Source organism: Thermodesulfobacterium hydrogeniphilum (genome assembly GCF_000746255.1).
Taxonomy (GTDB): domain Bacteria; phylum Desulfobacterota; class Thermodesulfobacteria; order Thermodesulfobacteriales; family Thermodesulfobacteriaceae; genus Thermodesulfobacterium; species Thermodesulfobacterium hydrogeniphilum.
The window spans coordinates 25604-51702 of the sequence record NZ_JQKW01000009.1 but is presented as its reverse complement, the minus strand read 5'-3'; the positions used below and the strand labels follow the sequence as shown (position 1 = coordinate 51702).

The following is a 26099-nucleotide window of genomic DNA, read 5'->3' as shown; positions in this document are numbered from 1 at the left end:
AAATGGAAGTAAAAGAGATTAATTACTGACTCTCAACCACCTTGGAGATTAGTTTTATCATCTAAAGTTTAAGATTCTTTGATAAACCCTATTGCAAAAAAATGGAATGTAGATAAAGGTTGCATAGGCTATGCAACTTAATCTCCTCCTCCACCAAGTGCAGCGTAAAGGGCTATGCGGTTTGCGTATTTTGACATAATAAGATTAGTAAGTGCTTGTTTTGCCTGAAGTAAATTCCTTTTTGCATCAAGAACTGAAAAATAGCTATCTATTCCCTGTTTATATCTTTTTAAAGAAAGCTCATAAGTCCTCTCAAGAGAACGAACTAGTTTTTTCTGTGCTTCTATCTGCTCATCAATCGTTGCCTTAATCGTAAGTCTATCCATCACCTCTTTAAAGGCATTTTGAATTGTCTTTTCGTATTGGGTTAGCACAATTTTCCTCTGAACCTTGCTGAGCTTATAAGCAGCCCAAATCCTTGGGTCAAACACAGGGAGTGCTCCTTTTAGACTCAGATTCCATGTGCGTGCAGAGCCTTTAAAGAGATTGGATAGCTCGTCACTTACTGTCCCAATTGCACTGGTTAAAGATATAGACGGAAAAAATGCTGCCCTTGCTGCACCAATTCTTGCATATGATGCCTTCAATTTGTGCTCTGCAGCCATCACATCTGGTCTATTTAACAAAACATAAGAAGATATACCTGGTTTTACCTCTTCAAAAGGATTTTTTTCAGGTAAACCTTTGGGAAGTAATTTTTCATCAACATGTGTGCCTACTAAAAAGTTTAATGTATTTATGTCCAGATTTATCAATTGTTTTAATTTGACCACATCCACTTTTATTGACTCCACCTCAGTCCTGGCTCTGTTTAGATCAATTTCAGTTGCTACTCCAGCATCATACTGGCTTTTTACAAGCTCAAAATTTTCTTCTGCAGTTCTTAGTAACTCCTCAGCAATCTTTAAATTTTCTATATCAGCACAAAGCCTGAGATAGGCTCGGGATACCTCTGTAATTAGAGCTATTTGCGCTGCACGCCGGTTTTCCTTTGCCGCCAGAAATTCTTCCAAAGCCTCTTTTTTGAATGAACGAATTTTCCCAAAAAAATCTATCTCCCACTCTGCAAGCCCAAAATTAACACTGTATCGCTTTTCTGTATAAGCTTTCTTTGTAAATGATATATCCTCTGGCACCCTCTGTTTCTCTATACCAGATGTAGCGTATAAAGATGGATATAATTCTGCTGCCTTAATCCCATATAAGGCTCTTGCCTGTTCAACATTTAATATAGCAAGTCTAAGATCTCTGTTGTTTTTTAAAGCAAGTTTTACAACTTCCTTTAACTTTGGATCTTTTATAAAGTCCTGCCACTTTATCTTTGACACATTGGTCTCATTTCCAAAAGAAATATTTTTATATACACCTTTGTCTGGAAATTTTTTTTCAACTGGCATTGCGGGTCTTTTATATTTTGGAATAAAAGAACAACTACATAAAACAGTTAAACTTATGATTGTTACAGCTATATTTCTTCCCATCTATGCGTCTCCTTCTTGATGTTCCATACTATGTTTTATATCAACTTCTTTTCTACGTTTTCCGAACAGCTTATAAATAATCACATAAAATAATGGGATAAAAATTGTTGCAATAAATGTGGAGGAGATTGTACCACCAATTACAACTGTTCCTATTGCATTTTCAGCCCCAGAGCCTGGTCCATGCGCTATTGCAAGTGGAAGGACTCCCATACCAAATGCAAATGAAGTCATAAGTATTGGCCTAAGTCTTAATTTACAAGCCTCAAGAACTGCTTTTATCAATTCATATCCAGCATCTATCCTCTCCCTTGCGAACTGAACAATCAATATTGCGTTTTTGGTGGTAAGACCAAGCACTGTTACAAGACCAACCTGAAAATATATATCATTATCAAATCCTCTCAAACTGGTAGCAATTACTCCACCAATTACACCAAGGGGCATGGAAAGAAGTATTGCAATTGGAATTGGCCAGCTCTCATACAAAGCAGCAAGGACCAAAAATATTACAAAGAGTGCAAATGCATACACCAGTGGTCCTTGTTTTGTTGCCATTTTTTCCTGATAAGACAATCCTGTCCACGCATATCCAAAATCTTTTGGCAGCTTATTTGCAAGCTCCTCCATGGCCTTCATTGCGTCACCTGTACTAAACCCTGGTGCAGGTTCTCCCCAAATTTCTATTGATGGGAAGCCATTATATCTCTCTAATTGCTGTGGACCATATACCCACCTACCCTTTGCAATAGCTGAAAATGGAACCAGTTTCCCTTCTAAATTTCTTATGTATATTTTTCTTAAGTCTCTTGGCATCATCCTGTATGGGGCATCAAACTGGACATACACGGTTTTTACCCTTCCATTTTTCACAAAGTCATTTACATAAGCTGAACCAATTGCTGCAGCAATGTTGTTGTGAATAGAAGTAATTGGCAATTTCAAGGCCCCTGCCTTTTCCCAATCTATATCTATCTTATATTGAACAACAGGGTCCATTCCATTTGGCCTTACACGAACAAGTCTTGGATCCTTAGATGCCATGTAAAGCAGCTGATTTCTCGCCTCCATCAATTTTTGATACCCAACACCGCTATAATCCAGTAGCTCAAAATCAAATCCTGCAGCATTTCCAAGCTCAATAATAGCTGGGGGCATAAATGCAAATACCATTGCATCATTGTATTTTGAAAATTCCTTGTTAAGCCTGTTAACTATTGCCTCAGCTGAAAGGGACTTATCCTTTCTTAAACTCCAATCTTTAAGTTTAATAAAACCAAGTCCTACATTTGGAGCACGCCCTGCAAAGGAATAACCAGCAACATATGCTGTAGATTCAATAGCTTTTTGTTCATGTGTACGAATGTATTTTTCAGCGCGCTTTAGAACTTTTTCGGTCTGTTTCATGGTAGAGCCTGAAGGTAAAATCACTTGAAAAAGCAAAATTCCGCGGTCTTCATTTGGAAGATATCCAGTTTTCATATTTAAAAATAAATAGCCAGTTATACTTACAATTATCAAATAGATAATAACAAATCTGATTTTCCTGGCCAGTGTATACCCAACAACTGAGAGGTATAATTCTCTTCCTTTCTTTAATACCTTATCAAAAACTTTTAAAAATGGCCTGAAGATGAAAAAAGTCTTTTCATAAATAGGGGTCCCTTTGGGATATGGTTTTAAAAAAGTAGCACATAAAACAGGGGTCAACACAAGGGCCACTACAACAGAAAGTAGCATTGCTGCTGCAATTGTTACTGAAAACTGTCTGTAAATAATTCCAGTAGAACCCGGGAAAAATGCCATTGGTAAAAACACAGCAGATAAGACCAATCCAATACCAATTAAAGCACCTGTTATCTCATCCATTGACTTGGCAGCTGCCTCCATTGGAGGTAAGCCTTCTTCTTCCATGATTCTATCTACATTTTCCACAACTACAATAGCGTCATCAACCAGAAGTCCTATGGCAAGAACCATTGCAAACATGGTTAGGACATTTATAGAAAACCCAAGCACCCAGATTATGCCAAATGTTCCAAGCACAACAATAGGGACTGTAATAGTAGGAATTATAGTTGCCCTGAAACTTCCCAAAAATACAAACATAACGATAAATACAAGGATAACTGCCTCGTATAAAGTCTTTACAACCTCATGGATGGCTGCTTTTGTAAAGAGAGTGGTGTCATAAGGATATACAACCTTAACTCCCGGTGGAAAATATTTGCTCATCTCCTTTAATTTTTTCTTTATACGCTCTGCTACTTTTAATGAGTTTGCCCCAGCCATCTTTCTGACCGCTAAAGCTGCAGCAGGCTTCCCATTGTATGCATCTTCAATATCGTAAAACTCTGTTCCAATCTCAACTCGTCCAACATCCTTGATAAGCACCTTTGAGCCATCTTTATTTATTCTTATGGGAATTTTGGAAAATTCCTCCGGGGTCTTTAAATAGTGCTGAACAATAATTGATGCATTAAATTTTTGTCCTTTGACTTCTGGGGCACCCCCAAATTGCCCTGCTGAAACTTCTACATTATATCTTTTAAGAGCAGCAATCACATCCTCTACAGTCAAGTTATATTTTATTAATTTGTCTGGGTTTAACCAGATCCTCATGGCATATTCTGTTCCCCAGGTCATTACCTCACCCACCCCTGGTATCCTTGCCAGGACCTTCTCAATATTTGACTTTGCATAATCCCTCAAATCATTACCATTATATCTACCATCGGTTGATATAAGCGCCACAACAAGCAAATAGTTCTTGGTTGACTTACTTACCTTTACTCCCTGTCTTTGAACAGGCTCGGGCAACCTGGCAAGGGCAAGCTGGACTTTGTTTTGTACCTTGGACCAGGCAATATCAGGATCAGTCCCCGGGGCAAATGTAAGGTCAATCCTACATTCTCCAGAAGAGCTTGATCTGGCACTCATATACCAAAGGCCATCCAATCCAGTTAATTTTTGCTCCAAGATCTGGGTAACAGTGCTCTCAACTGTCTCAGCAGAAGCACCAGGATACATTGCTTCTACTGAAATTACAGGAGGCGCCAGTTCTGGGTGTTCGGAAACCGGCAAAAATTTAAGCCCGAGTAATCCAAAACTCATGATTGCTATAGCTATTACCCAGGCAAAAACCGGTCTTTTTAGAAAAAAACGAGATATCATTTATCTCCTCCTATGTCACATATAAGCACTATCTTTTGTCTTAAGGTTTCTCTAACACCGCCTTTACTGGAACACCTGGCCTTATGTATTGAAAACCCTTTACTATAACCCTATCATTTTCCTTCAAGCCTGATGTGACCAGCCACTTATTACCAATGCTTCTGTCAATGACAATTGGCCTTATAACTGCCCTATTTTGCTTGTCCACTACAAAGACATAGGGATTCCCTCTGGGGTCAAACTTTACTGCCTCTTCAGGAACCAGAATTCCATTTTCCATGATACCTTCAATAATTTTCACCCTAACAAACATATGAGGAAGCAATACCTTATCTCTGTTTGGAAACTTGATTCTTAAAATAACCGAGTCTGTGGTCTTATCCACAGTAACTTCATTAAATTCCAAAATTCCCTTTTCCGGATAAATAGAGTTGTCCTCCAAGATAAGTTGAACATTTTTGTCCATATCCGGGGTGTATTTTAACAATTTTGAGGCCCTCTTTTTTCTTAACTCATATAATTCCTCTGTAGAAATTGTGGCATCCACATAGACTGGATCAAAATTTTGAATTATTGCCAAAGGATCGGGTTGATATGCATAAACAACCTGTCCCTCTGTTATATATGAACGGCTTATTATACCATCTATAGGTGCCTTAATATAACAATAATCCAAATTGATCTTTGCAGATTTTATCTGTGCTTTATATAGCTCTATATTTGCTTTTAATTGATCTAAAGCAGCCTTGGTGTCATCATATACTTGCTTGCTAATAGAGTGAGTTTTTACAAGTTTTGCATATCTCTTGACTTTTTTTGTTAATGCAGGAAGCTTTGCTTCAGCTGCTTTTAAAGCCGCCTGAGCACTTTCAAGCGCTGCCTCATATGGCCTTGGATCAATGATATATAAAAGATCTCCTTTTTTTACATAAGATCCCTCTTTAAAAACCCTTTTTAATATAACTCCACTTACCTGTGGGATTATCTTAGCGGTTTTATACGATGCAACCCTTCCTGGTAATTCTTTCATTAAAGTAACCTTCTGTGGTTTTATTACTATATATGACACCACGGGAAGCCTTGTTTGCACATTGGCTGGCCCTTTATTTCTCTTACACCCAAATAAAAGCAACATAAACACAAAAAGAAATGGAAAAATATATATTTTTTTCATAAAACAACCTCCATAAACTTATCTATTTATTGAATTCAAAATAATTTTTACATACGATGAAAGTATGTGAGTAATTTCGGATTTTGTAATATTCTTTCTTAATAAAATCTCATTCGTTAAAAACAGATTAAATATCATCCCCCTAAATGCCATAGCAATGATTTTTAAATTAAAATCTTTATTAGTACTTTTGTATTTAGAAAAAATCTTCACCAACAATTCATCTATTTGATCTATTAATTTTTGGTAAATATCTATAATCTTTTCTGAATATTGGTTTACTTCTGAAAATGTTATCATTATAAATTTCTTTTTTGACACCAGGGTATAATAAAACTTTTTTGCCAGTGAAAATAACAGATCCTCTAAACTATGATTTTCTACATCTCTGATCATAGCCACTAAGTCAGGAATAATGGATTTGGTCTTTAACACCTCTTCAAATAACGATTCCTTTGTTCCAAAGATTCTAAATAGGGTTACCTCTGAAACTGACGCTGCCCTGGCAATCTCCCTCGTACTGGTACCATGATAGCCTTTTTCTGAAAATAAAGTATAAGCAGCCTCAATTATCCTATCTCTGGTACTGAGTTTTTCCATTACATTCCACATGTAAGTAAGTAATCACTTACTTAAGTTTACTCAATTTTTCGTAAAAGTCAATACGAAAAATTTCAAATGACTGAGAAAATTTCAAATTACAAAAATTGAGATGAAAAGGTACAGTATTTTAAAAGCCTTCCAATCTTAAAGTCAATCAACAGATGATTGTTAATATCTCTCATTTTAGAGAAAAGTTAAAAGAAATCCATGGACCAAGATTAAGGATTGGCCACATATCTACAGCCAGATAGTGATTTTATTTGAAGATAGGCTATAATAAAATTTACACAAATGTAACTTTAAATTGAAAGTTTAACTATCTATGATAGCAAATTGGGAAAATGCGACATTTTTTTGACAAAAAATATTGACAAGAATACAAATTTTCTAAATCTAATCAAAAAGATTAGAGATTTTTATATATTTCTTTCAATTCCTTTAAGACCTCTTTTAAAATCTTTTTTAGATTTTCTTCAAAAAAGGAAGCTTGATATAAAACTGGTTTTTTAGAAATAAGGTTTTGGGTTTGTAAAATTTTTTTTATACCATCAAGGGTATAACCCTCTTCAAGCATTTTTTTTATTGTCTGAAGTAGTTTAATTTGCTCTTTTTTATAAAATTTTCTTTGAGCTATTTTATAAGGCTTTAATTGAGGAAATTTTTTTTCCCAATAATAAAGAATATGAGGTTTGACATTCAAATTTTTTGCAACTTCTGAAAGAGGTACATACAAACTTTCATCTTTATTTTTAACTCGTTTCATTATGAAGCTCGGCTTTAAATTGAGAAGCTATTTTAAAAATTACTTTTTTAAAAGGTGGTATTATTACTTCTTCTCCTGTTTTTAAATTCCTACCTATTCTTCCTTTGGTTTTATAAGTAACAAAACTTCCAAAACGAACAATCTGAACCTCTTCTTCTCTTTCCAAAGCTAATTTAATCTCTTCTAACAATATATCTATCAGATTATATAATAATCTTTTAGATAAACCTACTTTCTGATGTAATTTCTCTGCAACTTCTTTTTTAGTAATTGTTTCCATTTTTTATCTTGGTTTTGCAGAAAATTTAATAAAAATCTTTTTAGCCAGATCTTCCTGTATTTCATTTACTTCTTCATCTGTTAAAGTTCTGTCTGGTGCTCTATACCAAAATCTCAAACTGACACTTTTTTCATCTTCAGGTATAGGTGGTCCTTCATAAATTTTAATACATTTAACTTTTTCTAAATAAAGCACTGATAAAGATTTTATAAATTCTAAAATATCTCCTATTTTGATTTCCCTTTTCAAAATACAGGTTACATCTCTAAATGTGGAAGGATACTTTGGAGGTTTTTTTACTTTAAATACTTCTTCCCATTGCTTTAAAACTGGTTCTAAATCAATTTCAGCTAACAGAACATTGGTTTTTAAATCAAATTCTTTTAAAATAAGATTTTTTACTTCTCCTGCAAAACCTATTTTAGAATTGTTAAGTATTAAATCAAAAGATACTCCTTTTTTTAAAAATGGTTCAGATGAATAAGGTTTAAATTGAATAGGTATTTTTAAAATTTCAAAAAATTCTTCTAAATATCCTTTAAGATCATAAATATCAAATTTCCTTGGTTCTTCATACCATATTTCTTCAGTATTATTTCCCATTAAAAGAATACCTAAATGCATAGGTTCATAAGCCAAAACATCTTCAGTAGGAAAGAAAACTTTTCCTATTTCAAAAATTTTTAATGAATTTACCTCTCTAAAGAGATTAAAACAAGCAGTTTCCAAAAGCCCAGGAACTAAAGTGGTTCTCATTACAGATTGAGTAGAAGCTATAGGATTGGCAATTTCAATTAAATTTTTTCTTGGATCATCATGACTTAAATTAAGCTTTTCTAAAGATTTAGGATCAATAAAACTATAAGTGATTATTTGAAAAAAACCTAAGGATTTCAAAACATTTTTTACTTTGTTTTCTAAATTAATAATATCTAAAGGAGCTTTAGCATATAAAACTGCTTTAGGATAGGTAGTAGGGATTTTTTCATAACCATATATTCTGGCTACTTCTTCTATTAAATCTTCTGGAATTTTTAGATCCTGTCTATAAGAATAGGGAATAACTTCAAAACTACCCTCTGATCTTCTGACCCAACCTATTTTATTTAAAGTATTTTCTACTTCCTCAAGAGGTATAGAAAAACCTAAATATTTAGAAAGCTTTTTTTGGGATAATAAAATTTGAGGAGCTATATAAGGTTTTGGATAAAGATCCATTATTTCTGAAAATTTTTCTGCTTTAGCAATTTCTAAAATCAACTCACTTGCTCTTAATAATCCCAAAATAACTCCTTCTGGATCTATCCCTCTCTCAAATCTATAAGAGCTTTCTGTAGTTATTCTATGTCTCTGAGAGCTTTTTCTAATTCTTTTAGGGTTAAACCATGCTGATTCTAAGAATATATGTGCAGTTTCCTCTGAAACACCTGAATCTTCTCCACCCATAATCCCTGCAAGAACCATAGGTTTTTCTGCATCAGCAATAACCAAATCTTCTTCAGTAAATTCTCTTTCTATTCCATCCAGCATGAGAAGTTTCTCACCAATCTTTGCTTTTCTTATAACAATAGTATGATCTTTTATTTTATTCCAATCAAAAGCATGTAAAGGCTGCCCAAATTCTAAAAGCACATAATTAGTAATATCTACTATATTATTAATAGGTCTTAAACCGCAAAGCCATAGCTTTTTTTGAATATGGAAAGGACTTTCCTGGACTTTCACATTGGCAAAAAATCTACCTGCATATCTAAAACAACCATCTTTATCTTCTATTTCTATTTTCCCCTTAAATTTATTACCAGCTTTGAGATAATCCTCAAATTTAATAGGTTTTAATTCCCAAGAAGTAAGGGTATGAAGTTCTCTTGCTGCTCCTAAAATAGAAAGCACATCTCCTCTATTAGGAGTAATCTCAAGCTCAAGAACTGTTTCAGATATACCTAAAATTTTATAAATAGATTCTCCCAAAGGTGCATCTTCTGGTAAAATAAGCAATTTATCTTTTTCTTCCCCAATTCCTGCTTCATAAGGAGAGAGAAACATACCATAGGATTGATATTTTTTTATATGTTTTATTTCTATTTTTTGAAAAGTAAAAGTGGTGCTACCAGGTTTAACAAGACCTAAAACTAAGCCAGGCTTAACCTGATCTTTAGCTGTAGTTATAACTGTATAAACTTCTTTTCCATCTGTAACCTTACAAAGAGCTATCTCTTTGAGCTCTTCTGGTTCTAAAACTTCCAAAATTTTAACTGCAACAAGTTCTCCCAAATTTTCATAGGGATCTTCAATAGATCCTACTTCAATACCACCCATAGTAAGGATTTCTGCTATTTCTTCAGGAGAACCTTTAAGATCTATAAATTCCGAAAGCCAGCTAATAGGAACTCTCATTTAATAATCTCCTACTTTTCTATTTAAAGCTTTCAAGAAAATAAAGATGGTTTTCAAAGAAAAGTCTTATATCATCTATACCATATTTAATCATAGCAATTCTTTCTATTCCAAGACCAAAGGCAAATCCCTGCCATATTTCAGTATCATAATTTACTGCTTTAAAAACCTCAGGATGAACCATACCTGCTCCAAGAATTTCCAGCCAACCTGTATAACTGCAAACTCTACATCCCTTGCTATTACAAATAACACAGCCTATATCCATTTCTACACTTGGTTCGGTAAAAGGAAAATAACTGGGACGGAATCTTACTTTTGTTTTTTCCCCAAAAGTTTCTTTAGCAAAATAAGTTAAAATACCTTTTAAATCTGAAAAACTTACTTCTCTATCTACCATAAGACCTTCTATCTGATGAAACATCGGAGAATGCCGCACATCAGCATCACAACGATAAACTTTACCAGGAGCAATTATTCTTAAAGGTGGAACCCTTTCAAGCATGGTTCTAATTTGCATAGGAGATGTGTGGGTTCTAAGAATGGCTCCATTTTTAAGATAAAAAGTAGCCTGCATATCTCTGGCAGGATGCCAGTCTGGTATGTTTAAAGCAGTAAAATTATAATATTCTGTTTCTATTTCAGGACCTGTAACTATTTCAAAACCAAGACGGCTAAAAATAGCACATAATTCATCAATAATTTGGGAAAGAGGATGGATAGCCCCGAGAAAAACCCTTCTCCCAGGTAAAGTGAGATCTAACCCAACCTCCTTATCTTCCTCTTTAAAAAGAATTTCTTTTTCTTTTTGTTTGAGACGAGTCTCTATATCTGCTTTTAGCTGATTTAATTCCTTTCCTAATCTCTTTTTTTCTTCTAAGGTTAAATCTTTTAATTTCTTTAAATAAGAAGTAATTACTCCTTTTTTACCTATATACTTTATACGAAAATTATTTAATTCAGAAAGACTATCTATATTTTCAAATTCTTGCCAGATTTCAGATTTAAGCTTTTCTATTTCATCCGCAATCATTATTGCCATTGAGCTTTAGCAATTTCTACTAATTTAGCAAAAATTTCTGGCTCAGTAATAGCTAAATTAGCCAGCACTTTTCTATCAAGTGCAATACCTGCTTTTTTAAGGCCTCCCATAAATTTACTATAATTTAAACCATTAAGTCTGGCAGCAGCATTAATTCTAACTTGCCAGAGCCTTCTAAAATCTCTTTTCTTTTGACGTCTATCTCTATAAGCATAAACCAAAGCCCTTTCTACAGTTTCTTTAGCTCTTCTAAAAACATTTTTCCTCTGTCCCCAATATCCTTTTGCCATTTTTATAATCTTTTTATGCCTTCTCCTAGTTTTAAAACCACCTTTAGTCCTTGGCATATCTTTATCCCTCCTGTAAAAAATCTTTTTCTTTAAAATTTATAAGGAATACATTCTTTTATATGAGAATAAAAACCTTTAAAAATCTCTTTATATTGTCTTAAATGTCTTTTTCTTTTTTTACTTTTTTTTCTCAATAAATGACTTTTTCCAGATTTCTTATGCATTATTTTCCCATTAGCAGTAATTTTGAATCTTTTAGCTGCTGAACGATTAGTTTTAAGCTTTATTTTAGCCATAATACCTCACTCCTTCTAAAATTTTTATAATTTCAAAACTTTACACCAAATTTTTAGAAAAACAAGACCTAAGTTTTATTTAAAACTGCTTCTAAAGCTTCTTTAGAAATTTTAAAACTTTCTTTTTCTGATGGAAATTTTTTTTCTTTACAATCTTTTACATATTCACAAAGGGCTTTTTTAAAAGTCTCAAAACCATTACAATAAGTCTTAACAAATTTTGGACGCATTTCAGGAAATAATCCTACTACATCATGGAAAACCAGAATTTGTCCATCTGTAAAAGGGCCAGCTCCTATTCCTATGGTGGGAACTTTTATTTTTTCAGTAATTATTTTAGAAAGTTCTGAGGGCACACATTCAAGTATTATCGCAAAAACTCCAGCTTCTTCCAAAGCTATTGCGTCATTGAGCAATTTTTGAGCACTTTCTATGGTTTTACCCTGAACCTTTAAACCTCCAAGTTCCATACTTCTTTGAGGAGTAAGCCCTATATGTCCTAAAACTGGAATTCCTGCTTTTACAATAGCCTGTATTGTTTCTGCTGTTTCTTCTCCACCTTCTACTTTTACTCCATGACATCTACCTTCTTTTACAAATCTTCCTGCATTTAATATAGCCTGCTCTTTGGATACCTGATAGGATAAAAAAGGCATATCCCCTATACGCAGAGTATTAGGAGCACCTCTACTAACAGCCTTACAAAACATAAGCATCTCTTCCATACCAATAGAATAGGTATCTTCATGCCCAAGAACTACCATAGCTCCTGAATCTCCAATTAAAATAAAATCCATTTTACTTTCTTCTGCAAGCTTTGCAGAAATGTAATCATAAGCTGTAATAGCTACAATTGATTCTTTACCCTTTTTTTCTTTTAAAGAATTAGGACTCAGCTTGAAAAGAGACATAATTTTTCTCCTATGTTTATATTAAATTTTTCTTTCAAATAAAGATAACCTTTTTGAGTAAGAATCCTTCCTCTTCTTGTGCGAGCTATTAAACCTAATCTTATTAAAGAAGGCTCATAAATGCTTTCAAGTTCTTCTGGACTTATGTTAGCAGAAAGAGCCAAGGAATTTAAACCTACAGGTCCTCCCTTAAATTCTTTATAAAGAGTTAAAAGACATTTCCTATCCTCTGGAGTAAGTCCCCAGTCATCTATTTCTAAGAGTTCTAAAAATTTTTTTAAATTTTTATAATTTATCTTAATAACATTATTAAAAGATTTAAAATTAAGATAAGCAAATTCCTTTAGTCTCCTCAAAAGATTTAAAGCCTGACGAGGAATACCTTTAGAAGCTTTAGCAAGATATAAGGCAGATTCTTTATCTATTTCAAGATCCCATTCTTTACCAACTTTTATAATTATTTCCTTAAGCTCTTTTTCATTATAATAATTTAATTTAAAAGTAAGTTGAAACCTATCTCTTAAAGGTGCTAAACAAAGATTGGGTTTATTAGTAGCTCCGATCAAAGTGAATTTGGGAAGATTAAGTCTGATGGTTTTTCCTGCGTTTCCTTTTCCAATTACAATATCAAGAGAAAAATCTTCCATAGCAGTATATAAAATTTCTTGACAGGGTTTGGGCATTCTATGAATTTCATCTATAAATAAAATATCTCCTTCTTTTAAATTGGTAAGAACTGCAGCCAAAGTGCCTGTTTTATCAAGCACAGGACCTGAAGTAATTTTAAGATCCCTTCTTAATTCAAAAGCTATAATTCTTGCCAGTGTAGTTTTGCCAAGACCAGGAGCCCCTATAAAAAAAGTATGAGGAAAAATATCCTGTCTTTGTTTTATAGAAGAGATATAAATAGAAAGCTCTTTTTTTATCCTGTTCTGCCCTATAAAATCTTCTAAACTACTTGGTCTATATTGAACCATATTTTAAATTATAACTTAAAAAGAATTTTTGCCAAAATTAAAAAGCTTTAAAATTTCCTTTATTTCTATCAAAATTTTCTACTTCCTTTATTACTTTATTTCTTATAAATAAGCACTTTTTAGGCATTTCCTCCGCTAATCTAGTCTATTTTTATGAATCTTGCTTTTTGAAACTTTTTAAATTTCTTTCAATTTCAGTTTTTAAAGCTTCGGGCAATTTTAAATTTTGATATAATTCCTGTCTTTCATTTCCAGTAAGATAACTAAAAAATTGAGTTAGCAAAGTGATTCCAAAGGATTTATCTTCTTTTTTACCTGTAGTTTCTAATTTTTCTGCTTCTTGCAAAAATTTCTTTTTAGTTTGTATATCTTTTAATCTTTTTAAAACAGCTTCTTTAACTTTTTCTTTCAAAAGTTCAGCTTTTTTTAAAATCAATTCAGGAGGGAGTTCACCCAAGCAGATTTCAGCATATTTACAATATGCTGCACAACCAAAATCCATACGTGGATTTGGTACAGACTTTTTACAGGAAGGACATTTTCTTATAGGATCATCTTTAAAAAACTCTATAAAAGCTCCACAATAAGGACATTCTATTTCAAAAATAGCATCTTCTTTCCAATATCTAGTATCTTGTCCCGGACATTTCATAATTTATTCTCCTTTTTAATAATTTTATAACTTATTTTAAAAATTTACCCAATTTAAAATTAAATTATCATTATTATTTAGCAAAACTCTGTCTAAACCTTACAGCAGAAAAAGCCAAAAGCATACTTCCAATCAACAAAATACCTAAAATATCATGCCAGATATACTTTAAGCTGTTTCCTTTTAACAATACTCCATAGCTAAAATCTAAATAATATCTCATAGGAGATAATAAACTTGCATATCTTGCAAATAAACGCATAGCTTCTGGAGGGGTCCAGACTCCTGAAATCATAAGCATAGGCACTAATATAATCATAATAACCATCATAGCCTGAGAAAGATTTCTAACCATAGTTGCAATAGCAATACCTATAGAAGATAAGGTAAAAATATAAAAACAGGTTACTATATAAAATAAAAATAAATTCCCTCTAATAGGAACTCCTAAAACGCCTTTAATCATAATAAAAATACTTAACATAGCAAGTAAACTTACTATTATAACTGTAGGTAACATCTTTGCTAAAAAAATTTCCCAACTTCTAACAGGAGTAACCAGAAGTTGTTCTATAGTTCCATATTCTTTTTCTTTTATAAGTGCCGCTGCAGTAATTAAAAGAGGCACCATAGTAATTACATTAAACAATTCAGCAAGCCCCATAAACCAATGACTAAGACAATTTGGATTAAATAAAACTCTGGTTCTTCCATCAATTTGTGGAAAGCTTTCAAAAAACTGCTTAGTTACTCCTCCTTTTCTTTCAAGCAGTTCTATAGCATAATCATTAGTAATCTCTGCTACATAAGATACAGCCATAGTTGCAGTTATGGACATGGTTCCATCAATAATCACTTGAATTTTGCCCTGCCCTTTATCTACTTTTCTTTCAAAATCAGGAGGTATAATAATAGCCATAGAAGCTTTACCTTTGTCAAGCCAATCCACTACTTCTTTATCAGATTCTACAAAGGCAAGAATTTTAAAATAGGGTTCTCTAAATCTACTTATAAGTTCTCTACTTTTAAAAGATTTACTTTGATCCTGGATAATAGTAGGAAAATTATTTACCTTTAACTTTACCCCCTTACCACCTACATAAACATCTATAGTAAAGGCATAGATTAAAATAATTATCAAAATTTTATCCCGTAAGAGCTGTAAAAATTCTTTTTTTAATAAAACTACTAAACGCCTCAACCTATCCTCTTTTTAAACCTCAAAATAGTTAAAGTGTAAACAATAAAAGCATAAAGACAAAGATAGAAAAGATTGTTTATATAAAAACCCAAGCCCAGTCCTTTTAAATAAATACCTCTTACAACTTTTAAAAAATAAGTTGCAGGAATAAATTTACTCATAATTTGCCCACTAAGATCCATACTACTTATTGGACAGAGATAGCCAGAATATAAATAAGAAGGTAGCACTGCTAAAACAAAGGCTAAAAGCATAGCTGTAATTTGGGTTTTTGTAAAAGAGGAAATTAAAAATCCGAGTCCCACTGTGCAGGAAAGGTAAAGAAAACTACCTATAGAAAGAGCTATAAAATTTCCGATAAATTTAGTTTTAAAAACAAACACAGTAATAAAAAACAAGATTAAATAAGTTAGAAAACTAACTACAATATAGGGTATAGCCTTCCCAAGAACTATTTCCCAGGGTCTGGCAGGAGAACAATAAAAATTAAAAATACTACCCAGTTCTTTTTCTCTTACTATTGCTAAACAACTTATCAAAATAGGATAGAAACATAAAATTGTAACTAATTCTCCTGGCATAATAAAATTTTTGCTTTCAAGAGCAGGATTATACCAGGCTCGCATTTCAATTTCTATTGGGAATTTTATTTCTTTACCAAAGGTTTCAGCATAATTTTGAAGAAGTTTCATATTAAATTTGGAATTTATGGCTGAAACATAGCCTTTTATAATTTGTGAACGATTAGGATAAGTTCCATCTACTAAAATTTGCACTTGAACATTTTGCCACTTATAGAGTTTTCTTGAAAAATCTGGAGGTATAACTATTAAAGCTCTTATTCCCCCTTTCTTAATAAGCTCTTCTGCCTCTTTATAATTATTAACCAGTTTATAAAGCTTAAAGTATTCAGAATTAACAAAAGAATTGATGTATTCTCTACTAAGCTTACTTTTATCATAATCTAAAAAGGCTAAAGGTATTTTTTTTACATCAAGAACAAGTCCGTAACCTTCAAGAAATATCACTAAAACAGGAGCTATAAAAATAAGCAAAAGAGCTAATTTATCCCTTAACAATTCAATAAATTCTTTTTTTACGATTCCTACGAATCTTTTAAACATTTAAGCCTTCTGTTCTTTTTATAAAATCTACAAAAGCTTCCTGTAAAGACACAGAAACTTGTTTTATTTCAAAAGGCAACAAATTTTGGGCTTCAAGAAGATTTTTAATTTTTTCCTTAGCGTTTTCTATTTCAAAAGTTCTAACAAAAATTTTATTTCCATAAATTGAATTTTCATTAAATTCCTGAAAAATCAGCTCATAAGCTTTATGAAAATGAGGAGTTTTAATTTGTAAGAGATAACCTGAGATATTTTCTGATTCTTTTTTTATTTCTTCAGGAGTTCCAAGAGCAATGAGTTTTCCTCTATTCATAAGTCCCAGTCTATCACAGTGTTCTGCTTCATCCATATAATGGGTAGAAACAATAACCGTAGTTCCTTCTTCACGGGAAATTTGGTAAATAATTTTCCAGAAATTTCTTCTGGCAACCGGATCAACTCCAGAAGTGGGTTCATCCAAAAATAAAATAGGTGGTTTATGTAAAAGGGCACATGCTAAAGCTACTCTCTGTCTTATACCAAAAGGTAAATCCTTAACCAGTTTTTTCTCTAAACCTTTAAGCCCGAGTCTTTGAAAAAATTCTTCCAAATCAAAATTTTTAACCCCATAAAGCCCTGCATAAAGCTCCATATTTTCTTTAACTGTTAGATCTTTATATAAAGAAAATCTTTGAGACATATATCCTATCATATTCCATACTTTGGTTCTTTCTTTTTGCACATCGTATTCCAGAATAGATATTTTCCCTTCAGAGGGTTCAAGAAGTCCGCACATCATTTTTATAAGAGTGGTTTTACCTGCTCCATTAGGACCAAGAAGTCCTAAAATTTCTCCTTTTTTAACTTCTAAATCCACTTTATCAACTGCTCTAAAGTCTCCAAAAACTTTGCTTACATTTTTACAAACTATTACAGTGCTATCCCAGTTTTTTGAACTTTTACAAACAAAAGATTCAGGCTTTTTACCTGTAATTCTTTCAATAAAAATATTTTCCAAATCAGGGAGGTTTTCTGGAAAATCTTCAAGAAGTATTCTTCCTTCATGCATAAGAGCAATTTTATGACATCTTTCTGCCTCATCCATATAAGAGGTGGTAAGAAGAACTGTAATTTGTCTTTCTTTAACTAAGCTATGAATAATTTTCCAGAAATCCTGTCTTGATAAAGGATCAACTCCTGTAGTAGGCTCATCAAGAAGAATAATATCCGGAAGATGAAGGAGAGTGCAAATTAAAGCAAGCTTTTGTCTCATTCCTCCTGAAAGATCTTTTACTTGTCTATTTAAAAAAGGTCTTAATCTGGTTATCTCAAGAAGAATTTTTTTATTCTTTTTAAAAACATCTTCAGGAATAAGTCTTAAATCACGAAAAAAATTAATATTTTCTTCTACAGTAAGATTGTCATAAAGGTTAACTCCCAACCCCTGAGGCATATAACCAATTATAGCTTTTATTCTTTCAGGTTCTTTTGTAACATCTATACCGTTTATAAAAGCTCTCCCAGAGTTAGGAGTTAATACTCCTGCTAAAATTTGAATAATAGAGGATTTTCCTGCTCCATCAGGACCAATAAGACCAAAGACTTCTCCCTTTTTAATTTCAAAGGAAACCTCTTTTACTGCCTGAAAATTTCCATAAAATCTGGAAACTCTTTCAACCCTGATAACAACAGAATTTAAGGTCTCACCCATTTGGCTTTAGGATCTATTTTTATCACCACATCAGCTGGCATACCGGGTTTTAACAATTCCTCTTTGTTATCTACCGAAACTTCTGCTCCAAAAACAAGCTTTACTCTTTCTTCTTTTGTTTCTACATTTTTGGGAGTAAATTCAGCCTGTTCATAAATCCTTGTAATCTTTCCATTAAAATAACAATCTTTATAAGCATCTACATAAACTCTGGCATACTGACCAAGCTTAATTTTACCAAGCTCTGGCTCAGGGATATAAACTTTTACATAAAGCTTCTGCAAATCAACCATAGTATAAAGGATTCTTCCAGGATTAACTACTTCTCCTTCTTCTGCAGGCCTTGATAAAATTACACCATTAGAAGGAGCATATATTTTGGTTTCCTTATAAAAGACTTCTACTTTTTTTAATTTTTCTAAAGCAGATTTATATTTAGCTTCAGCATAAGCGATATATTTTTGATTAACTTTTAATTCTGCTAAAGCAGAATCATATTGAAGTTTAGCCAGTTCATAATCTCTTTGAGAAATCACTCCTTCTTCATAAAGTTTCCGGTATCTTTCTAAATCTCTTTTAGCTTGTTCAAATTTAGCTCTGGCTTTAATTAAATAACTCTCAGCCATAAGTTTATTCTGCCAAGCAGAATTCACTTCATCCTGAGCACTTTTATATTGAGCCAGATATTCATCAGGACGAAGCTCAGCTAAAATTTCTCCTTTTTTGACTTTTTCACTTTCTCTTTTATAAAGTTTTATAATCCTTCCCTTAATTTCTGGAGATATATCAATCTCTTTCCCTTCTATTCTACCATGAAGAATGAGAATTCCTTTTGGCTTTCGCGTGTATTTTAAATAATAAGTATAAGCTGTAAGCCCAAGAAAAACTAAAATAATTATAAAAATCAGAAATTTCACATTAAGTTTAAATCTCATAAGATTTATATTATATATGAAAATTTAAAAAAATAAGAACTCTAAATTTCCCAGTAGCCTTTATATCTCAAGAGGTCTTTAAGAGGAGTTAAAACCTTTTTTTCTAACTTCTCTACTCTTTCGGAAAAATCTAAGTCTGTTGAAATCTTTTTTTCTTCCAGAAAAGTTAAAATAAGATTAACAACACTTTCCTGAAGATTAATAAGATTGTATCCTCCTTCTAAAGTAAACATTATTTTACCTTGGCAAACCTCCTCAGCAATTTCTTTTAAAATCCTGGTTAAAACTGCTATGCCAAAATCTGGAGTAACTTTCATATCTCCAAGAGGATCATCTTTGCATAAATCAAAACCTGCGGAAACCATAATAATCTGTGGCTTATACTGAAGAGCAATAGGTTTCAAAAAGGTTTTAAAAACATAGATATATTCTTCATCTCCACATCCTGCGGATAAAGGGATGTTTAAAGTATAGCCAACACCATAACCAGCTCCAATCTCTGTATAATGTCCTGTTCCCGGATAATAAGGATATTGATGGGTAGAAAAATATAAAACTTCGTGATCAGAATAAAAAGATTTTTGTGTCCCATTCCCATGATGCAAATCCCAATCTACAATTAAAATTCTTTTAAGTCCATATAGATATTTGGCATAATAAGCAGCTATAGCAATGTTATTAAACAAGCAAAATCCCATAGCTCTATCTTTTTCAGCGTGATGTCCAGGAGGCCTTACAAGGGCAAAAACTCCGTTATATCCTTCTTCTAAAAGCAACTTTAAAGCTGTTTTTTGTGCTCCTACAGCTCTTAAAGCCGCTTCAAAAGAATATTCATTAGCTACAGTATCAGGATCAAGCTGGGTATAAGGTTTCCCTTTTGTTTGAGCAACCAAGTTATATAAAGTTTCACTATGGTTCCAGAGGATTTCCTCTTTGTTAGCAATATCCGGAGAAAAAACTTCTATAAAGGGCTTTATATCATCTTTTTGAAGTCTTTCCCAGATAGCCTGAACCCTCTGAGGAGCTTCTGGATGAAAACTCCCTGGATCATGTTTTAAAAATATTTCATCATAAATAATTGCAAATTTTTTCATCTTAGTGTTTTAAAATAGGCATCCTTTTTATTATAAATTTGTAAACTACAATTGCCCAAGTGATCATAGATAATGAAAAAGCAACTTCCATCCATGTAGGCCAGTATTTTTGAGAAAGAGGTATATACCATCTGTATGCTATTAATCCCACATTAAATCTATTTAAAATAAGCCCTAAAATCACCCAAAAAGCGCTCAATTGAACCCATTTAACCCATTTAGCCTTAATACCTATTATAAGTGTAATTATCGGTATTACCACAAATCCTATTAATTCTACCAAATACCAATAACCATAAGGGGTAAACAAATATTTCCATTTATTATAATGAGCTAAATCAAGCAATTTCAAAAGTAAATAAGCTACCAAAACTACAACTAAAATTTTTGATAAACTCAAAAGTCTTCTATGAAATTCTTTATAATTAAAATTTACCAATTGATTTCTATAGACTTTATAAGTGATAGTAGCTTGAACAATAAATACTGCAATACCAGCAAATACAGCAGAAACTAAAAAGAAAACAGGCAACAAAGATGAATACCAGAGGGGATGAAGTTTTGTAGGTATTATTAAAAATAAGGCTCCAAGAGCTGCCTGATGTCCACCTGTTATTATCACTCCCAGAGCTGTAGCCCAGACACCTAATTTAGCAAACAAGTTTCTGGCTCTTTCAGCTCCAACCCATTCAAAAAACGCAGGAAACCATTCTACGAAGCATATAAGAATATATAAAAAGAAATGCCAAGCTGTTAAAAACAAAACAGATTCTAATCCCCAGAACAAAACAAAAGGATATAACACTCTATCATATCTTCCTAAATCAAAAATCAAAGTTAATACACCAAATACATATCCTAAAAGACTGGCAAGTACAGCAGGACGAGCAAACATTTTATAGTCTTTTACCTTAAATAAATACACTGCTGTCCCTATAGCTAAGCCGGGGGCAGAAAGAGGAATCTCAGCTAAAATGTTTAAAGTTTTCCATAATCCCCAAGGATATTCATTTGTAAGATTAGTAGCAGGGCCAAATCCAAAAAGAATACGATATCCCAGAGCATATATGCCCAAAATCAAAATAATTCCTACAATTAAATTCCAAGGAGTTAATAACCCAGCTATATAATCTTTAAAATCTTGGCCAAGTAAAATCTTTTCTCTAAACCAGCTATTTGTCTTCATTTTTTCCACCGGTTTTAGATTTATCTGAAAGAGATTTATATGCTAAATATACTAAAGGTGGAGCAGCTAATATTTCTAAAACCTTCACAGCGAAAAGAAAGTTTCTGGTAAATTTAGCAGGGGTTTCATTATAACCCATAGGAAATCCCAGCTTTTCAAAAGGAACAGGAGAGATATAAAGCCAGTTTGTTCCACCAAAATCATGTTCTCCATAAACATAAGGAACATATTTATCTGGATTATCTTCTATTATTTTATGAGCTAATTCTAACAATTCTTTTCTTTTACCAAATTTTAAGGCATCTGCTGAACATATAGCTACACACGCAGGAACCTCCCCTTCTACAATTCTATCAAAACACATGGTACATTTTGTAACTTGAGGAGTAAAGGGATCAAAATATTCATAAGCTGGAATATCAAAAGGACAAGCAATTAAACAATAACGACACCCTACACATGCATCAGGATTATATATCACTGCTCCCTCAGGTGTTTTAGTAAAAGCTCCAACAAAACAAGCAGAAACACAAGCAGGATCAAGACAATGCATACATTGTATCTTTACATATACAGGTTTTCCTGTTTTTTCATCAAAAAATCTATTTACTACTGTGAACTGACCTGCGGTAGTTCTTCTAATTTCATTGAATACAGAATTTTTCTCAAAACGGGATTTTTCAAATTCTTTTATAGGTTTATTGGGATTTTTGTTCCATTCATTACAAGCCCATTCACATCTTCTACAACCTATACATTTATTTAAATCTACTAAAATTGCATAAGTATCTTCTAATTTTTGGGAAACGGTTTCTTTTCTCTTTTTATATATCTCCCAAACTTTCCTATTAACAGAATTACCTGTAGAACGAAAAGGAACAGATTCCTCTTTAGCTACATAAGGGTGATAAACAGTTAACCCTGTAACTTTTAAAATTTTATTTAAAAACTCTCTCCTGTTCATAATTTCCTCAAAATTAGTATTTCTTTTTTTCCTGCAATGTGAATATAACTATTATAAAAATAAAAAACGCTAATCCTGCTAATGCATATTCAAAACCGTGATTTGTAAATAACTCTTCAAAACTATACATTTTTTTCTTCCCTTTTTAAAAATAATTTTTTCAATTTATTTCCTTTTTTATATTTATGACAATCTGTGCAATTAATAGCTTTTTTTATCTGCATATTTTCATGGCATTTTATACATTGATTATGATAAGCAGCTTGTAGTCTTGGTCTTTCAGGATGAAGAGGATCAAAATCAACACTATGACAATTGCTACAAAGAGGTAATTTATTTTTTTCTAATTCAGCTTTTACATTACTCTTGTGATGACAACCTCTGCAAATTGTTTCCAGATTTCTATGAAAATAAGTAGCCAGTTTACTATTATTAGAAACCTCAACCAATTTATTAATCATTTTTAAATGTGGCATTTTTGCTGGCTCAAATTCTTTAGAAAGTTTCTTTATTGTGATCTCCTTTTTAATCTTCTTCAAATTCAAACCCTCTAAGGATAATTTCTTAGTGGGTAATAATTCTTTTTTCCCTGTATGACAAATTTTACAAGATCTTTCATCAGCCAATTCTGATCTTGCTTCAGCTAAATTGAAAAAGTAATGACAGCTTAAACAGTTTTTATTGCTTTTAATTTGTCTATAATGACACCCTCTACAACTTCTATCAGAAAATAGAGAATGGTAAGCAGTAACAAGATTTATATAATCACCTTTTGAACTACCTCCTATTGTATGACAATCTTTACATGCTTTTAACCTTTCATGATGACAGGTTCTACACTTTGCTACCTCATTCTCATGAAATTTATGATCAAAAGGAACTCCTTTCATCTTGGAAAGATTTTTTACAAATAAGAAATATTTATCTTTTTGACCTCTTTCTGGACAAGGAACTTTCTTTAACTCTGCTATAGTTTTATATTTACCTGTATGGCACTTAGAACAAACTATAGGACCTGCTTTTTTGTTTTCTTTTTTTAATTTAAAATGGCAGCTCAAACATAGAGAATGAAATGCATTAGGTAAATTCCAATTTTCTTTCTTTGAAATAGCTACAATTTTGCTTAAGTCAGGACCTCTTTTTTTACTTAAATCATGACAATAATAACAGGATTCCTCTGTTCCATTTTGATATACCAATTTCTTAGTTTTTAAATCATAAGTATGATGACATAATTTACAGGTTTCTTTTGAAGATCTATTTTTAGTTCTATCTTTGAGTTTTTTTACATGTTTATCATGATAAGCAAAATCAAAATCAAATGCAGGATATTTAATCTCTTTATTAACATACTCCCTTTTATGACATTCTCCACAAGAAAGTTTAATTGGACCTGACTTTTTCCCTTTTTTTCTAAACTTCACATGACATTTTATGCATTTTTGGTGATATTCTTTTTTAATCTCTTCTGACTTTTTCTTATAAATACCTTTAACAAAAGTAAAAACATAAAGTCCTTTTTTATTTATATAATGACAGGCTTTGCATCCTTTTTCTTTTAAAGCTTTAACATGTTTTTGATGGCTAAACAAAACCGGAGCATATTCCAATTTTTTAAAATATTCTTTATGAGCTATTAAAATCTCATTGTTTTTTACCTCTTCTGATTGGGAGCTTATTTGATTCTTTTTTTCTACCAAGGATAGACCTTTGCTGTAATAAAAAATGATTGAAATTCCTATTACAACTAAAATAATTTCTAAAATAAAAACTCTTTTTCTTTGCATATTAAACCCTTAAATGTTCGGGTATTTCCATGCATTCAGCGATTACATCGGCTAAAAATTTTACATGGGCATTTATATTATAAGTTTCTATTAAATCTTCTATTCCTTTATGACAGGTATGACAGGGAGCTATTACTAAGGTGGCTCCTGTATCTTTTATTTGTTCAGCCTTTACCTTACCACCTTTTATTCTTGCGGACTTCCAAGGTGGTCCTGCATCTATCATTCCGCCTCCAGCACTACAACAGTAATTATACTCATAATTCGGTGTCATTTCTACAAAATTCTCACACAACTGATTTACTATATACCTGAGTTGATTTCCTAAACCTCTATATCTCACAACATTACAAGGATCCTGTAAAGTTGTTACTTCTTTTATTTTTTGAGCTATTTTTATACGTCCTGTGCTTAATATTTCATAAAAAAACTCTACTGCATGAATAAAAGGAATTGGAGCATCTTTCCATCCCATCAATCTTGGAGCCTCATAAACAGAGGCTCTATAGGTATGGCCTCATTCGGTTATAACAATTCTTTTAACTCTTAGTTTGGTGGCAATTTCATAATGCCTTTTAGTAACCATAGTCATGGTCTCAAAGTCATGCATGTAAATAGACTTGTTAGTATAATCCCAGCCATCTATATCTGGCAAAGTAAAATCAACTCCGGAGACCAACATTATTTTTAGCATATTCATCAAAAGTGGAGTCATATATTTAGCTTCGAGTCCATGTATTAAAAGTAAAATATCTGAATCCTTTTTACCAATAGGAATTCTTGCATTTTTAATTTCATATCTCAATTCATCTTCTATCCACTGAATTGTATCCAGCCACTCATCTTGTTTAAGCCAAAGCATATTATAACAGGACATATGACTATAAACCTGATCTTGAATAAATTGAGGAGCAACACCTAAAATTCCGCAAATTCTTCTTACTAAAGAAATAAGATAACCTATGTCTATACCAAAAGGACAAAACATTGTGCACCTGCGACATAAATTACACTCAGTAAAAGCAATCCTTGCATATCTTTTTATATCTTCTTTGGTTACATTTCCATCTTTTTCTAAAATATCTCCTATGGTCATTTTAACTTTTGCAGCAGGAGCATAGGTAGGATCACCATCATGAGATAAATAATGATGACATGTTTCAGAACAAAGTCCACAATGAACACAGGTTTGCACAAAAGCCTTTAATCTTGCAGCAGATTCCTTACTTAATACCCTATCTATAGCCCTTTTAATCCTCTTTTCATCTAAAAAATCTAAAACTCTATCAATTCCTATATCTGTTATTATCTCTCTTTTAAATTCTTTCATAAACCCTCCTCAGTAATCCTTAGAGTGTCTAACGCCTTGAAATTCAGATGCAGTGTGAGCTCGTGTAAGCCAAAAAAGAAACATGTGCCCTAACCTGGTAAAAGGTATAACAATTAACATTATCTCCCCTAATAACATGTGCAATACAACCATATATCTATAATCCAAAACTACCTGATAATGGGCTAAAATTCCTGTAAGAAACACTCCAATTACAAGCAAAAGCAATGCATAGTCTTTAGAAGTGGTTAAAAATCTAACATGTTTAAGAGATAACCTTCTTATAAGTAATAGAATTCCGCAAGTAATAGTAGTTATAGTCAAAATATCTGATATAAAATTTGGAAATCCCTTCCAGCTAATACCCCAAGATTCTTCCCAAAGTTCTATGTGTCCTAAGAAAAAAATAGGAGTTAAAATAATCCCTATATGAAAAATAAAACTAACAAAAGTAAACCATGGATGTCTTCTCATACTCAAACTTCCATAAGGACAAAGCCAGTGTATTATAGATCTCAAAATGCATTTAAAGTTAAGATAGGTATAAATTATTTTATCTTTTTTAGCTTTTAAAGATAAATATAAAATTTTATATACTATTCCTCCTAAAAAAGCTATAAAAGATACCCAAACCAAGGGACCTCTAACTATAGTATATAAAGTTTCATAATCAAAGGAAAACATGTTA

General features: G+C 32.2%; 24 protein-coding genes. All 24 read right to left on the bottom strand.

All coding sequences use genetic code 11. The features are described 5' to 3' along the window. Positions 1-137 precede the first annotated feature (137 nt). Complete coding sequence (locus tag CC87_RS05080) at positions 138-1541, bottom strand: efflux transporter outer membrane subunit (protein WP_038056816.1); 1404 nt, start codon at positions 1539-1541, stop codon at positions 138-140. Beyond that, positions 1542-4715: an efflux RND transporter permease subunit gene (locus CC87_RS05075; protein WP_038056814.1), complete on the bottom strand. Its 3174-nt coding sequence runs from the start codon at positions 4713-4715 to the stop codon at positions 1542-1544. Positions 4716-4755: 40 nt separating this feature from the next. After that, positions 4756-5889: an efflux RND transporter periplasmic adaptor subunit gene (locus CC87_RS05070; RefSeq protein ID WP_038056812.1), complete on the bottom strand. Its 1134-nt coding sequence runs from the start codon at positions 5887-5889 to the stop codon at positions 4756-4758. An 18-nt stretch (positions 5890-5907) separates the two neighbouring features. Further along, positions 5908-6489, bottom strand: coding sequence for a TetR/AcrR family transcriptional regulator (locus CC87_RS08665; RefSeq protein ID WP_051920612.1), 582 nt, complete (start codon positions 6487-6489; stop codon positions 5908-5910). Between the two features lie 409 nt (positions 6490-6898). Further along, positions 6899-7255 (bottom strand): MerR family transcriptional regulator, encoded by a 357-nt coding sequence (locus CC87_RS05060; protein ID WP_038056811.1) that lies wholly within the window; start codon positions 7253-7255, stop codon positions 6899-6901. Beyond that, positions 7242-7535: an HU family DNA-binding protein gene (locus tag CC87_RS05055; RefSeq protein ID WP_038056810.1), complete on the bottom strand. Its 294-nt coding sequence runs from the start codon at positions 7533-7535 to the stop codon at positions 7242-7244. The genes CC87_RS05060 and CC87_RS05055 overlap by 14 nt, the downstream gene beginning before the upstream one ends. Positions 7536-7538: 3 nt before the next feature. Beyond that, complete coding sequence (gene pheT / locus CC87_RS05050) at positions 7539-9932, bottom strand: phenylalanine--tRNA ligase subunit beta (RefSeq protein WP_038056809.1); 2394 nt, start codon at positions 9930-9932, stop codon at positions 7539-7541. A 19-nt stretch (positions 9933-9951) separates the two neighbouring features. Then, the gene (locus CC87_RS05045; protein ID WP_038056807.1) at positions 9952-10965 is read right to left on the bottom strand and encodes a phenylalanine--tRNA ligase subunit alpha; all 1014 of its coding nucleotides are present in this window, start codon (positions 10963-10965) and stop codon (positions 9952-9954) included. Further along, on the bottom strand, positions 10965-11321 hold the full coding sequence (gene rplT, locus CC87_RS05040; RefSeq protein ID WP_038056805.1) for a 50S ribosomal protein L20: 357 nt from the start codon (positions 11319-11321) through the stop codon (positions 10965-10967). The genes CC87_RS05045 and rplT overlap by 1 nt, the downstream gene beginning before the upstream one ends. A 32-nt stretch (positions 11322-11353) precedes the next feature. After that, positions 11354-11560 (bottom strand): 50S ribosomal protein L35, encoded by a 207-nt coding sequence (rpmI, locus tag CC87_RS05035; protein WP_038056803.1) that lies wholly within the window; start codon positions 11558-11560, stop codon positions 11354-11356. 68 nt (positions 11561-11628) lie between these two features. Next, on the bottom strand, positions 11629-12471 hold the full coding sequence (gene panB / locus CC87_RS05030; protein WP_038056801.1) for a 3-methyl-2-oxobutanoate hydroxymethyltransferase: 843 nt from the start codon (positions 12469-12471) through the stop codon (positions 11629-11631). Further along, complete coding sequence (gene ruvB, locus CC87_RS05025) at positions 12453-13448, bottom strand: Holliday junction branch migration DNA helicase RuvB (protein WP_038056799.1); 996 nt, start codon at positions 13446-13448, stop codon at positions 12453-12455. Before ruvB ends, panB begins: the two co-directional genes overlap by 19 nt. Positions 13449-13599: 151 nt before the next feature. Further along, positions 13600-14100, bottom strand: a complete 501-nt coding sequence (locus CC87_RS08660) for a hypothetical protein (RefSeq protein ID WP_051920609.1) — start codon at positions 14098-14100, stop codon at positions 13600-13602. A gap of 73 nt (positions 14101-14173) precedes the next feature. Next, positions 14174-15301, bottom strand: a complete 1128-nt coding sequence (locus CC87_RS05015; protein ID WP_038056797.1) for an ABC transporter permease — start codon at positions 15299-15301, stop codon at positions 14174-14176. Then, positions 15298-16425 carry an ABC transporter permease gene (locus CC87_RS05010; protein ID WP_038056795.1) on the bottom strand — a complete coding sequence of 376 codons (1128 nt, stop codon included), beginning with the start codon at positions 16423-16425 and terminating at the stop codon, positions 15298-15300. The genes CC87_RS05015 and CC87_RS05010 overlap by 4 nt, the downstream gene beginning before the upstream one ends. After that, positions 16418-18115, bottom strand: a complete 1698-nt coding sequence (locus CC87_RS05005; RefSeq protein WP_038056793.1) for an ATP-binding cassette domain-containing protein — start codon at positions 18113-18115, stop codon at positions 16418-16420. The genes CC87_RS05010 and CC87_RS05005 overlap by 8 nt, the downstream gene beginning before the upstream one ends. Then, a complete protein-coding gene (locus CC87_RS05000; RefSeq protein ID WP_038056791.1) occupies positions 18100-19050 on the bottom strand; it encodes an HlyD family secretion protein in 951 nt (316 codons plus the stop codon). The genes CC87_RS05005 and CC87_RS05000 overlap by 16 nt, the downstream gene beginning before the upstream one ends. 41 nt (positions 19051-19091) lie before the next feature. Next, positions 19092-20144: a histone deacetylase family protein gene (locus tag CC87_RS04995; RefSeq protein WP_038056789.1), complete on the bottom strand. Its 1053-nt coding sequence runs from the start codon at positions 20142-20144 to the stop codon at positions 19092-19094. A 1-nt stretch (position 20145) separates the two neighbouring features. Continuing rightward, positions 20146-21330: an NrfD/PsrC family molybdoenzyme membrane anchor subunit gene (nrfD, locus tag CC87_RS04990; RefSeq protein ID WP_084222204.1), complete on the bottom strand. Its 1185-nt coding sequence runs from the start codon at positions 21328-21330 to the stop codon at positions 20146-20148. Continuing rightward, entirely contained in the window at positions 21317-22294 is a 978-nt protein-coding gene (locus CC87_RS04985; protein ID WP_038056787.1) for a 4Fe-4S dicluster domain-containing protein, read from the bottom strand. The genes nrfD and CC87_RS04985 overlap by 14 nt, the downstream gene beginning before the upstream one ends. A gap of 122 nt (positions 22295-22416) precedes the next feature. Further along, positions 22417-24081 (bottom strand): sulfate respiration complex hexadecaheme cytochrome HmcA, encoded by a 1665-nt coding sequence (gene hmcA / locus CC87_RS04980; RefSeq protein ID WP_038056785.1) that lies wholly within the window; start codon positions 24079-24081, stop codon positions 22417-22419. A gap of 1 nt (position 24082) precedes the next feature. Then, the gene (locus CC87_RS09105; RefSeq protein ID WP_051920607.1) at positions 24083-24556 is read right to left on the bottom strand and encodes a heterodisulfide reductase-related iron-sulfur binding cluster; all 474 of its coding nucleotides are present in this window, start codon (positions 24554-24556) and stop codon (positions 24083-24085) included. A 42-nt stretch (positions 24557-24598) separates the two neighbouring features. Further along, positions 24599-25411 carry a 4Fe-4S dicluster domain-containing protein gene (locus CC87_RS09100; protein ID WP_051920605.1) on the bottom strand — a complete coding sequence of 271 codons (813 nt, stop codon included), beginning with the start codon at positions 25409-25411 and terminating at the stop codon, positions 24599-24601. Positions 25412-25420: 9 nt separating this feature from the next. Continuing rightward, a complete protein-coding gene (tmcC, locus tag CC87_RS04970) occupies positions 25421-26095 on the bottom strand; it encodes a TmcC family electron transfer complex membrane anchor subunit (protein ID WP_038056784.1) in 675 nt (224 codons plus the stop codon). Positions 26096-26099 lie beyond the last annotated feature (4 nt).